12 protein-coding genes and 1 pseudogene are annotated in these 12,015 nt (G+C 47.5%); 9 read left to right on the forward strand and 4 right to left on the reverse strand.

The genetic code is table 11. From position 1 onward, the window contains the following. Nucleotides 1–295: 295 nt before the first annotated feature. Together ACN4EG_RS15380 and ACN4EG_RS15385 are read left to right on the forward strand one after the other, a co-directional pair. Nucleotides 296–517 carry a hypothetical protein gene (locus ACN4EG_RS15380; protein ID WP_431630697.1) on the forward strand — a complete coding sequence of 74 codons (222 nt, stop codon included), beginning with the start codon at nt 296–298 and terminating at the stop codon, nt 515–517. A 336-nt stretch (nt 518–853) separates the two neighbouring features. Then, complete coding sequence (locus tag ACN4EG_RS15385) at nt 854–1,507, forward strand: DNA-processing protein DprA (protein WP_431630699.1); 654 nt, start codon at nt 854–856, stop codon at nt 1,505–1,507. Between the two features lie 28 nt (nt 1,508–1,535). Here the strand turns inward: ACN4EG_RS15385 and ACN4EG_RS15390 are convergent, their stop codons facing one another. The 4 genes from ACN4EG_RS15390 to ACN4EG_RS15405 form a co-directional block, all read right to left on the reverse strand. Next, nucleotides 1,536–2,324, reverse strand: coding sequence for a HEAT repeat domain-containing protein (locus ACN4EG_RS15390; protein WP_431630700.1), 789 nt, complete (start codon nt 2,322–2,324; stop codon nt 1,536–1,538). A 389-nt stretch (nt 2,325–2,713) separates the two neighbouring features. Next, nucleotides 2,714–3,055, reverse strand: a complete 342-nt coding sequence (locus tag ACN4EG_RS15395; protein WP_431630701.1) for a hypothetical protein — start codon at nt 3,053–3,055, stop codon at nt 2,714–2,716. Between the two features lie 20 nt (nt 3,056–3,075). After that, nucleotides 3,076–4,611, reverse strand: a complete 1,536-nt coding sequence (locus ACN4EG_RS15400) for a bifunctional aminoglycoside phosphotransferase/ATP-binding protein (protein WP_431630703.1) — start codon at nt 4,609–4,611, stop codon at nt 3,076–3,078. Nucleotides 4,612–4,897: 286 nt separating this feature from the next. After that, a complete protein-coding gene (locus ACN4EG_RS15405) occupies nt 4,898–5,386 on the reverse strand; it encodes a DUF4079 domain-containing protein (protein ID WP_431630704.1) in 489 nt (162 codons plus the stop codon). 900 nt (nt 5,387–6,286) lie between these two features. Between ACN4EG_RS15405 and ACN4EG_RS15410 the strand changes: the two genes are divergently transcribed. The 7 genes and pseudogenes from ACN4EG_RS15410 to ACN4EG_RS15440 form a co-directional block, all read left to right on the forward strand. Continuing rightward, a complete protein-coding gene (locus tag ACN4EG_RS15410; RefSeq protein WP_431630705.1) occupies nt 6,287–6,907 on the forward strand; it encodes a GNAT family N-acetyltransferase in 621 nt (206 codons plus the stop codon). A 142-nt stretch (nt 6,908–7,049) separates the two neighbouring features. Further along, on the forward strand, nt 7,050–8,048 hold the full coding sequence (locus ACN4EG_RS15415) for an RHS repeat domain-containing protein (RefSeq protein WP_431630706.1): 999 nt from the start codon (nt 7,050–7,052) through the stop codon (nt 8,046–8,048). A 37-nt stretch (nt 8,049–8,085) separates the two neighbouring features. Beyond that, complete coding sequence (locus ACN4EG_RS15420) at nt 8,086–8,772, forward strand: hypothetical protein (protein ID WP_431630707.1); 687 nt, start codon at nt 8,086–8,088, stop codon at nt 8,770–8,772. Nucleotides 8,773–8,829: 57 nt separating this feature from the next. Beyond that, nucleotides 8,830–9,864: pseudogene (locus tag ACN4EG_RS15425) on the forward strand (RHS repeat-associated core domain-containing protein); the annotation flags it as partial. Further along, nucleotides 9,833–10,591, forward strand: coding sequence for a hypothetical protein (locus tag ACN4EG_RS15430; protein WP_431630708.1), 759 nt, complete (start codon nt 9,833–9,835; stop codon nt 10,589–10,591). The pseudogene ACN4EG_RS15425 and the gene ACN4EG_RS15430, both read left to right, overlap by 32 nt. A gap of 17 nt (nt 10,592–10,608) precedes the next feature. Then, on the forward strand, nt 10,609–11,484 hold the full coding sequence (locus tag ACN4EG_RS15435; RefSeq protein ID WP_431630710.1) for a hypothetical protein: 876 nt from the start codon (nt 10,609–10,611) through the stop codon (nt 11,482–11,484). 200 nt (nt 11,485–11,684) lie between these two features. After that, on the forward strand, nt 11,685–12,015 hold a 331-nt coding region (locus tag ACN4EG_RS15440; RefSeq protein WP_431630711.1), incomplete at its 3' end, for a transposase family protein.

Here is a 12,015-nt window from a genome sequence, read left to right on the forward strand (position 1 = left end):
TACGAAGCATGGGGTCGCTGGGTTCCAAAAATTTAGGCCACTACCTGGGATTGCGCCAACAACCCCAAGTAGCTATTCCCCCTCGCTGGTTCAGGCAGCAAGGCGGCTTGTTGAGGATTTTAGCATCCGACCGAGCCACTCTTGTTTGTGATGTCAAACGGGGTGGCTCTAAATTTTTGGGCTTCTTAAGACCCACCCTTCGGGAAGCAAGCCACAGCCCCGGCCCTTCTCCCAGACTAGGAGCAGGGAGCAATGCAGCAGGGATGGGATTCACTACATCAAGGAGAAGCTCAATATGTGTTTTACAGGTTCTAGCGATCGGAGCGATCGTTCAGTTCAACATGGCCCACAACGGCTGCAGATCCACTTAATCGGTCATCCAGAATTCATTCAGGACACGATTAATCAATTGCATGCCCATCGGATCGCGGATAGGATTCATTGGAGTCAACCCATGCCGATCGTGCATTCCGACGGCCAATACATCAGCATCCTCAGCCGCGAACGTCAGCGTTAAACCTTGAATCGTCATATGATCGGAAGTAAAAAGTAAAAAGGTAAAAGGCAAAAGTAAAGACAATAAAGAAAAAATGAGAAGTGGACTATGATTAATGATGCTTAGTGATTAAGGCTACTCAAAGCATCTATTGTTACTTTTGCCTTTTTACTTTTGCCTTTTTACTTTTGCCTTTTTACTTTTGCCTTGCCCCCAATTAACCCTGTTTGAAAATCTCAAGTATCCCAACTGGGGCTTAATCGTTCGGTTCGCTCCGAAAAAGCTGCCTGACTCTGATGGAAAACTAATTCAGCAGGCAATTATAAAACAGATCAACTTATAACACTGCTGACGCTTATGTCTGCACCCATTCCAAATTTACAAACCCTTTTTCCCCATAATGCCACCTACCCAACTGCCCTAAAAAACTGTGCTGCTTTTAAAACTGCGCCACCGCTGACTGCGATCGGCAATCCTGATTTGCTCTTCCAAAATTCCGTCGCTCTCTTCTGCTCCATCAAATGCCCCGGTGATCTCATCCTTCAAACCTACGACCTTGCTCAAGCGTTGCGAGATGCTAATATTCCCGTTATCAGTGGGTTCCACACGCCGATCGAGCAAGACTGCCTCAAAATTTTGTTGCGGGGCACCCAACCCATCATCCACTGTCCTGCCCGCAGCCTCCACACCCTGCGCCTTTCCCCAGATCAACAGCAGGCGATCGCCGATCATCGCTTACTGTTGCTTTCCCCCTTCAAGGCCAACTATGCTCGCGCTACGGCTGCCCTGGCTGAGAAACGGAATGCCATGATTGGCGCGATCGCGCATAGGATCTTGATTACCTACGCCGCCCCGAACAGCAAAACCCTAGCCTTAGCTAAAACCCTGATGGCAGCAGGAAAATCTGTCGCGACTTTTGCTAGCTCTAGTAACCCCTTGTCACAGGAGCAAGGCATGGTGACGCTGGATATTAATAACGAAAAACTCGACCTGATCACAACACTGCTATAAGCATCGGCAACCATCTGCCTGTTGTCCCCTACAATCCGCGAATTCTTTCATGATCGACATAGTACAAATAATCTAGTGCATCCTGGGCTGCTTTACGGACTGCTGGATCGGGATCATGCCTGACCACTTCCTCGAGTAATAAAGCGCTGCCTGGTACGTCTGCCCCGATCGCGCCCAACGCCGCAACCACGCTGATACGAACACTGGGAATCTTATCCTTCAGCAGAGGGGTGAGTTCAGGCACTGTAGACTTCGCTGCATCGCCCATTGCGCCTAATACTTCAGCCGCCTGACTGCGCGTCTCTGGATTATCATCTTTTAACTGAGTAATCAGTTCGGGGATGAGTCCTGTGGCTAAATCTTGTTTTCCCATGTAACCCAGTGCGATCGCTGCACCATAACGACTGTTCCGATCTGACTCTTGCAGCAGCGGCTGGATAGCTTGCAGTACTTTCGCTATAACCTGGGAATCAGGCTGCCAAAACTCCCGCATCGTTAGTTGATATATCGCCTGAGCCGCACTCTTCCGGATGGGAGGATGGGGGTCTTTTAGGAGGTCGGTGAGGGAAGGAATGATGGCAATTTTGGCGGGTTCGTCAAGACGATCGATGTTGTAGACGGCGGTGCTACGGGTTTCGGGGTTAGTGTCGCGTAGCTGCGAGAGAAGAAGTTGCGGAATGGCTTCTGTGTTCAGCCAGTCGGACTGTTCGGTAACCGCCGCTGGTGCATTGGAAGGAGCGGCTTGCACCGGGGTGACAAATGGGATAACGAATGGGATTAAGAGGCTGCAAAAGCAAAGGAGTAGGGTACGTTTCATGGTGATTATGGGGGATGGCGATCGGCTCATTCAATTGCCCTAATCAAGTTCATCAAGGATTGAGGTAATGGTGAAAATGGGCGTCAATTCCCCGATCAACTTAAACGATCAGCAAAAGTATAGATTCTGGTACATCCAGCGATTCAGAGCTTATGCAGTCGATCGCTCATCTGTGTGAATCAAGTCCAACGTAAGCTGAGATGTTCCCTACCCACCGCACGCTAAATTCTCCACCGCAGTTTAGGTGAAGATTGTTCAGAAGATCGTAAGAGATTCGATCGTGCTTAGGGATTTGCAAAGAAATAATATCCCCTCTTCATTCCCCTACCCTCCTACCCTTTTACTCTCCTACCCCTACCCAATTGGGATTTTATTTATGCGCAGTTCCCTTAAATCCGCTTCCAGAACTGCACCTGTTCCCAGAGCAACTCCCAAGAAAACTCTTGCTTCCGTTTCGCCCGCCGCGACAATGTCCGGAAACGTCGGCGATTTTCCCGCACGATCGCCACATCTTCCAGACTCGCATCCTCAATGATTTCTTCCTTCTTCGGCTCTTCTTTAATCTCCCACCAAAAAATGATTGTTCCAGAAGCCACTCCCCCGATCGCCCCTAGCAAAATACTGAGCGGCACTGCATATCCCAACACCCAAAACACCAGCAGAAAAATCAGCCAAACCTGGATGCCAGCGGAGAACCCTTTCGATACAGCATCATTTGGTGGGAGAGCCATAGTTAAATACGAGCCACAGACTAGAGATTTGCTAGCTCTAATTGTGCCTTCAGATCCTCAGTTGTGCTCACCGATTTTACGAATGCCTGCTCAGAATCTGTGAATGCCTCAAAGGACTGGCCTTCCAACACTGCCACCGTCGCGTCAGCAATATCCCCCGATCGGGCGGCTACCCGCTCCCGCAGGACGTCCATCGGCGCTTCACAGGCCACGATCGTCAAGGGAATCCCCGCCGCCTGGGTTTGCTCGATCACCGCCTGCCGCAAGGCCACCCGATCGTACTTCGCATCCAGAATCACCGGTTGCCCCTGGGAAGCCAACAGCAACGCCAACTCCAGCAGTCGATCGTAGGTCTTCTGGGTCATTTCCGGCGTGTAAATCTCATCGCTGCCCCGCTGCTCCACGGGAATTCCGGCTAACTGCTTGCGCACCGCGTCCGATCGTAGGTGGATCGCCCTGTGCTGCCGTGCGATCGCCTTTGCCGTCGTGCTCTTGCCCGATCCCGACAGTCCCGCCATCACGATCACCCGACCCTGGGTCGCCTGGGTGTAGTCGTAGGCCAATCGATAGTAATCCGCTGCGGTTGTGGCTGATGCTTGCTTCACGTCTTCGGGAATCGCTGGATCGTCCAGCAGAAACGAAGTCACCTTGGCCCGCACGTAGGCTTGGCGGCTTAGGTACAGCGGCAACACCTGCACGCCCTCGTAGTCCCCCGTCTGCTCTAAATAGGTATTCAGCAGTAGGTTGGCCCAATCCGATCGACCTCGCGCATCCAAGTCCATGCAAACAAAGCCGACATCATACATCGTGTCCACAAACCGGAAAGGCTCATTGAACTCTATGCAGTCAAACAACAGCATTTCGCCATCCCAGCAGGCAATGTTGCGCAGGTGGATGTCCCCGTGGCACTCGCGAATTTTGTCCGCTGCCATGCGATCGGTAAATACCGCCGCCCGATCGTCAAAAAAGCGATCGGTATAAGTTTTTGTGGCGTCCCACTGGGCCTGGGTTTGCGCCCGATCGATGTATCCTTCGCTCTGGGCGTAATTTTCATCAAATGCCTGCCGCACTTTTTCCACCGTGCCAAAGCTGCGGATATAGTCATTGGTCGTGGATTGGGCGTGAAAGGCCGCTAAGCGCTTTGCCAGGGCTTCGATGTCGCTTTCTGTCAGTTCCCCGCGATCGAACCTCTCGCTCAGCAGCGTCTCCTGGGGAAACTGCACCATCTTCACGGCATATTCCACGACCTCACCCTCGCTTCCCAGGTGAAATGCTTCCCCCGACTGCGCGACAGGCACCACACCCAAGTACAACTTCGCTGCACCCCGTTGATTCAGCCGCACTTCCTCTTGGGCAAAATGCTGCCGTTTTTCCAGCGTCGAAAAGTCCAGAAACCCAAAATTCACAGGCTTTTTCAGCTTGTAAACGAAGTCCCCCGTCAGCAACACATAGGAAATGTGGGTCTGCACCAGTTGGATCGGCTCCTTCACCGGATGGGGATAAAACTCCGGCTTCAGCATCGCTTGAATCACCGCAGGCAGCGCAGCTTCACTCATAATCAATTCTCTCGTGGGTTCCGCAAAACATACCACCAAGGGTCGCCTTGGCTCTACCTAAAATACCGGAATTTCTGCCCCTGTGCGGGGTCTCCACAGAAGATTCATCTTGTCAGAGCCGCGATCGACCTATGCCCAGCTTCTCCAACGGCTTGCCCGACAAAAAAGGCGCTCCTCAGAACGCCCTCAAGTCATCAGGTTATGTCGATGAAAGTTGTGAATGAAAGTTTTTCATTGCCATCACGGATTTGGTGTGGCTCACTGAAACCGACAATTGCTCGCTGCCTTAGATGGAAAGCCCCAACTTCAGCCCCAACGCTGCATGAACCACGAGTAACACCATGATCGCACTGCCTAAATAAGCGTGAATGTTCCGGGCACCTTCCACACCTTTTTTGATGCCGAAGAAAGAAATGGCCCCATTCGTCATCAGTAACGCCACCACTAGCGTACCCGTAATAAAGTGGGGGCTTTCCAAAATGGGTTTACCCTGCATGACCAGCGATAGAACCCCGCCGGTGTAGCCCATGGCGATAAACATCGTCATAAAGGGTGCAGTTTTGCGGTGCAGTTGGCGATTTTTATCAACCACTTCTTCGTCGGTGGAGGTGCGAACTTTCCAGCCTGCTAGGGCTACGGCTCCACCCATCACAAATGCTACAATCCCCATCATCACAGGATGGCCCCAGTGAACGATCGGTTCTGGTGTATTAAACGAAGCAAACCAGTCCGCGATCGGCTGGAGCTTTTGGGCTAACTCATCTCCAAAGGCCATTGTGTTCTCCTCTTGTCTTCTGCGTCAATCTTGTCTTCTGCGTAACACTCAGAATCCACCACCATCAGGGATAATCCTGGGAAGTGTAATTCATCCCTTGTATTGTATCCATTTCTAAAAAATATTGAATCTATATCGAGTTGATCGATTTTAGGCGCAATATGATGAATTTATCTATTGTTTGCAATGTCTCCCATGGCGTCTCCCACTGTATTAATGGATTGCATTAATCAATTGCATGGATGGATAGAGTGTGACGGCTCACTTCCGGAGCTTGCAACTTGACGAAGTTTGTAAAAAGAGTTAGCCTGTAGTTATCAAACAGAGTCCAAACCTAGGATGTTAAGAGCATTTTGGGCTTTTGGGGAGGACAAAGTTTATGAAGTACTTCTTGATGCGAATTCCTGACATACCAGACACTTAGCTAATTTCAATTGAGATTACAGTTGAGATTATAGCTTTTCTAAGATTGCAGCTTACTTAAGATTGTGACTGACCTGGGGTTGCGACTGACTCCAGTTGTAAAGGGTTCAGCTTTTCTGGCGGCAGCGGCTATGGAGGATTCTATAGCTTGCCTTTGGTGCATCTCGACCGTGGGTTTGATGCATTCATTGCACTATCATTGCAACTGTACTAAAATTTCACGCTGGAAACCTAGATTTCTGTGTGCAAATTTTTCTGGATTTTTCCCACTAACTATTGCTTTTACCATTAAGGAAGCTATGGGCTTCACGTAGTATTTTTTTTGATTTGTGGTTGCCGACGGCTAGGTTTTAAACCTTGCTTCAGCATTGTATCTAATGTCATATTTCGTGAATGAAAAGAATGTTTTTCGTTGCGAAAATATTGTGCATTTTTGTTTGATTTTTTGATTTTTTGATTTATTCAATCAATCCTTTTATGTTGATTCAATCGCTTAGCCATGCGACGCTGCATGGTGCAATTTCTGTACTCGATCGAACGTTCCCCAGTAAAACTATTTTTGAACAAATGAGCCTACGGGCTTGTTTAAACCGAGATCAATTCATCTATCGCTTAGGTTTCTTGATTGCGGGGGTGCAGCAATTAAACTACTGGGTGGCCCTAGACGATCGTGGTTCCCAGTCCTCCTCTGATCTACACAATTCAGCCGTAATGGGCATGATTGGCCTCTACAACCATCAGGAAGATGCCGACGAAGCTCTGTGGATTGCTATGTTCTGCGTTGATCCAGCCTATCGTGGGCAGGGAATTGGGAAAGATCTGCTGAATTTTGCCATTAATAAAGCAAAATTGGCGGGCAAACGCTACCTTCGCCTCTATACCTCCACGGATCCCAACGAAGCCAAGGCCCAGACAATTTACGATAAAGTCGGTTTCCGCATCATCGATCGCCGCCCTATCCCCGGAGAGTCCTGCGATCGGATTTATCGAGAGATGGATTTACAACTGGATGCACTCCGAACAATCTACCCCAGCACCCAACTGCAATCCTACCCCATCAATCCCCTCTGGGTGCGGGCATTGCTGCAACTGCCTTAATGCCAAATCTGGGATTATAGCTATGGCAACGGGCTGGGCATGGTCTCAGGGTTCTGGGCGGTAGGTGGGGACGCTCAATCGTTGGGATCGGGATGATTTCTGTTGGTTCTTGTTGAGTGCGGCAACTCAGAGCGGGTTGTGTTTGCATGAGACGACGTATTTTGTCTACGATCGCGACCATGTGGCGCTAGAGTTCACGGGCAATCGTGTGACGCGCTATCTGTATGGGCCAGGGGTCGATCAGGTCTTGGCGCAGCAGGTGGGCGATCGGACGGATTGGTTCTTGGCGGATCATTTGGGTTCGACGAGGGCGTTGATTGATAATAGTGGTGTGATTCAGAAAAGCTTTACCTACGATGCGTTTGGTAAGGTGGTGGGTGAGTCGGGCAATGCGGGGGTGGATACGCGGTATCGTTTTACTGGACGGGAATGGGATGGGGAATCGCAACAGTATTACTATCGTGCTCGGTATTACGATGCCAATACGGGACGGTTCATTGGGCAAGACCCGTTAGGATTCGCAGCAGGCGATAGTAATTTGTATCGCTATGTCGGGAATAGTCCTGTCATGGCGACTGACCCTAGTGGAATGGTTTCCAAAGAAGTTGTTGCACTGATAGAAGCTTCAGTTCGTAGACCAGGAAAACCCACGATTGCGGCCTATCATGAAAAATTTAAGAATTATGAGGAAGCCTTACTCACTGCAACTAATTGGTTTTACATTATTTCAGACCGAAATAGTCGAAGACAGCCTCCAAGCAATTTACCGTGGCTTCTCGTGGGTAAGATTAAGAATGACTTTGGTTTTGTTGTACTTCGTCCCTACGGCACACAACCTCGTGAGGATACTGGCCGCAAAGACCCAACGATTGAATTTCAGCCAGAAGGTAAAAAGAAAGTTCGGCAATATCCAGAAGGAGCCATGGGAGTAACAGAAGTAAAATTTGAATATAAAGAGAAAAAGGATGATGATGGAAATAAGCCTTGTCCAGTCCTTTATCCTAAGGATGAACCTGAGTTGGTCAACGGTAGACCTAAAATGCCATTTCGACTTCCTGAGATTCCACTGCCTAATATTCAATTACCTGATCAACTCCCTCCCATTCCGATTCCATTACCGATTCCAAGACCTGAATTCTAATGGCATTTAACTAAGGCCATTTGTTAGGAGACTTTGAATGATCCATGCATTATCGCAAGAAGAGTACGACACCATTCTTCAACCCTTAGAGAATCAACTGACTCATCGCAGCATTGTTGATAATCAATACTATGAAGTCTACATGACCGATGCACTGCCCGATCGGAAATTAGTCTATCCCTGTGTATATGAACTTGCCGAAGATTGCCTTGCTGCTTTAGAAGCAACCTTTCAGCACAATGGAACAGGGGACTTCTACCTAGATATTAGCCGTGTTTGGGAATATCGTAATAAGCTGGGTGTGATGGAAAAGCTGCCCCAGTACTATTATGTTCCATCAGGACAACTGAGATACGTCTTAGACGACGAAGGGGTTGCTCTAGAGTATGATCATTCCGAATATCCATACGTCATTATTGATCACTGGATTTTATATTCAGCGCAAGGGGATTGGGCTTTACATATTCATGGAGAGGCTAATTATGCCCTTTTAGGAGGAACCCAAGAATTTATGAAGCTCTTTGATTCTTTCTATCCTGATGATTCGGAACACATTCAGAACTTCCTAAAGAACTATGCAGGGAACTGTACATGGGATGCACAGAATTTAGAGATTTCCTATAACTGGATAACCCGGTTGATGGTGCATGTTTATGGCTACGAGATAGGAATTCGTAAAATGAATGAGCTAGGTTTGTTTAATGCAGGTAATCCGCCTATCTAATGAAGAGCACTCAATATTGCGATTAGCTGAGGTCTAGCGTTTACCTACGATGCGTTTGGTAAGCTGGTGGGTGAGTCTGGCAATGCTGGGGTGGATACGCGCTATCGCTTCACTGGACGGGAGTGGGATGGGGAATTGCAACAGTATTACTATCGTGCTCGGTATTATGATGCCAATACGGGACGGTTCATTGGGCAAGACCCGTTAGGTTTCGCAGCAGGTGATAGCAATCTGTATCGCTATGTCGGGAATAGTCCTGTCATGGCAACTGATCCCTCCGGTGAAATTGCTTTTGTGCCTGCTCTTATCTGGGCGGCAGGGGTAGGACTTGGAACCGTAGCAGCGTACACCGTATCCGAAGCAGTCGTCCAACAACCCGGCCAAACCCCCACCAGCAGGAATGATAACCACCCCTACGAGAACTACTATCGTGACAAAACGCTAGTTGACTTAACTCTGGGCTTTGGTCCTGCATTTGCGAAGAAGGTTTTTCCCGCTACCTTGGCTGTAGGTCAAACTGCATTCCGTAAAGCGGGTGCGCTATTTGACGATCTGGCCTGTCATTTCCCAAATTCTGTACCCGTTCCAGCAGGGGGACCCTTCTCGTTCAAGCCTAGCCCTTTATCTAATGGGTCTAGTCTTGGGGGCTTCCCGCCGCTCCATCCAGAGTCCTCAGGCAACGCGATCGCCAATCAGATCAACAACGGTGGCATCCTTCGCAGTCAAGGGGAAAATTCATCAGGTAGTGGAAAGCCTCCATATTGGGAACAGCCAGGGGCACAAAGACGTGCGCAAACTGGTCATGATGTGACTTTGCCATCTGAAGCTGCTGCACGTAGGGAGGTATTCAGAGATTATCGAATTCCTGCTCGTAGTGGGAAGAATTTCAAGCGCGAGTCTGTGTACGGTCAAAACCTCAATATGAGAGGTCCGAATGGTGAACCCTATGAAATAATTAAAGCTCAGGATGCTAATGGGCAATCCATTGCAATCCAACACCACAGTAATGGACATGGTTTCCCCAACGGCACATATGAATTTCCGCATTATCAAGGAAGAAATGGCAGACACATCAGCTATTCCCCAAACTAATAAAGGCTGGGTATATTACTCAAGTTCGCATGAAGAGTTTGAAGAAATCTTGGGATTTCTGAAAAAAGTCAACTACTCCCTGCTATGGCTCAAACCTGAGGAGTATTACTTTAACCAGAATGAACTTGCAGTGCTGTTACAAGCCTTTAGTCCTCTCAAATGTATTCTTGGGTACACTACCTCTGGTGGAAGTTGTTCATCTGAAAAACTTAATGAGTTGAAGCGAGCTTTTGGCGGATGGAAAGGTTTATACAGGAATGTTTTTAGACGCAAAGACTACCTAGTACAACAGGAGAAATATTATTCAGATCTGAGTGTTCTAACTTACTCTGAGATCGCTGAAGGAGAGGAATTTTTCTCAAGGAACCTTTTCGGATACGATAGCGCTTTATTCTTTGCTCAAAGCCTGGATAACATTTCTGCTACTTTTGACAAATTAGTTGAAGCACGGTTTATACGGTTGCAGGAAAATGGTATTCCTACATCAGGAGACAGGCAACGATACGTCCTTGAGTGTATAGATGCCCTACTTCAAAACAAAGTCGTAGTTGTATTGGTTATTGAAGATACAGAGTGTTGTAAGAGTTTACTTCTGCTAAGTAGAGAAGAAGACTATCTTAAGCAAGCTAACGAAAGATTAAAAGCGAGTGAATATTTCCACTCTGCCAGATCTAATGAAGTTTCTTGCTTCGTAGAACGAGGTTTGGGGTTAACTATTTTCTCTTGAATAAGAAAAAGGAAACTATGCGACAGTTTTACACAGGACTTATTGAATGGTCTAACGAGAACACATCTCATTTTCGTGTTTGTTGGCTGTGGGCAGCAACTATTGGAGAGGCTCTTGCTGACATGATAAACTGTGCAATATTCCAAGGAATTCAAAACCCCACCATTCGCCAATTTGATCCTTATAGGTTCACCGATCTACCAATGGATAAGGTAGATGACTGCGGAAATGGAGTGTTTTGGTCAAAAAACACTTATTCTTTTCCTGAAAAAGCTAATTATCAGCTTCCTTATGGGGTAGTTGCTTCTTGTCTTGAAGGTAAGCACAATATTACCGATATTCAGGTTGGATACCAGTTAAAATGCTACGAGCAACTGACTGAATTAACTGTTGTTACTGAAGCAGATGCTTGTCTGTCTCTATATATTCAACTCTTGTGTGTATTGCCTGAATTGTCTGCATTTTTAGTGACGTTTCAACACGATTGGGAAAACTATGGGGTAGAAGAGGTATATGTGTGTGACAAACTAGTAGCCCCACAATCTATCAATGCTTTTCTGAATCATCATTATATTGACATTTTCCTAAATGGGCACCTTACACTAACTAGCTATGCAAATCAAGGAGAAACGAATATTAGTATCGATGATCACAAGCTAATTCTCGTCTCGGGTTACGATGAGAGCGTAATTCAACTAGCGTGTCGGTGCCTAGAAAAATATGGCATCTTCAGAAAAAATGATCTGGTCACTATTCAAAGTAACATTTATCATTGGCACTACAAGCATCCAGAAGGAAGGGCAAGGAAAGACTTGACTAAACTACTTAAAAAAGCAGAATTTGCCTTTTCGGAGGCTTTGAGCGCTAGAACCTCTGATCCTGAAACACTTTAGCCTATTCTTCATTGAGCAAACTTATCCAAATATTCAAAATCATTGTGATTGATAATTCAGGGTAAGCGCATCTTAAAGAGTAGCTCTGTATACAGACGATTTGCATAGACTGTGAGTTATCAGCTTATTCCCCCCGTACTCGTGACCGAATTGAGGTTTTGAGGGATGATCAACCTGTCCTGCTTATCCGAACTGAACCCATGTCTTCAGGCTTTACTCCACCGAATCCAGCCGTTTCTCCTCGTCCGGTGATTCTACAAGCGTCTGTCTTAAGTGAACGCTTAAGAGAGAGTTTTGCCACACTGAAAGACCCTCGTGTGGAACGGACTCGATTACATCTGTTGTCTGATGTAGTGACGATTGCAATACTCTCGGTTGTGGCTGGGGGAGAAGGTTGGGAAGACATGGAATTGTATGGGATAAGTAAGCAAGCTTGGTTATCAACCTTTCTGGCATTACCCCACGGAATTCCGAGTGCAGATACGTTTCGCCGAGTGTTTGAGCGACTGAATCCCAAGGAATTTGAGGAAT

The organism is Alkalinema pantanalense CENA528 (assembly GCF_050753345.1).
Taxonomy (GTDB): Bacteria; Cyanobacteriota; Cyanobacteriia; order Leptolyngbyales; family Leptolyngbyaceae; genus Alkalinema; species Alkalinema pantanalense.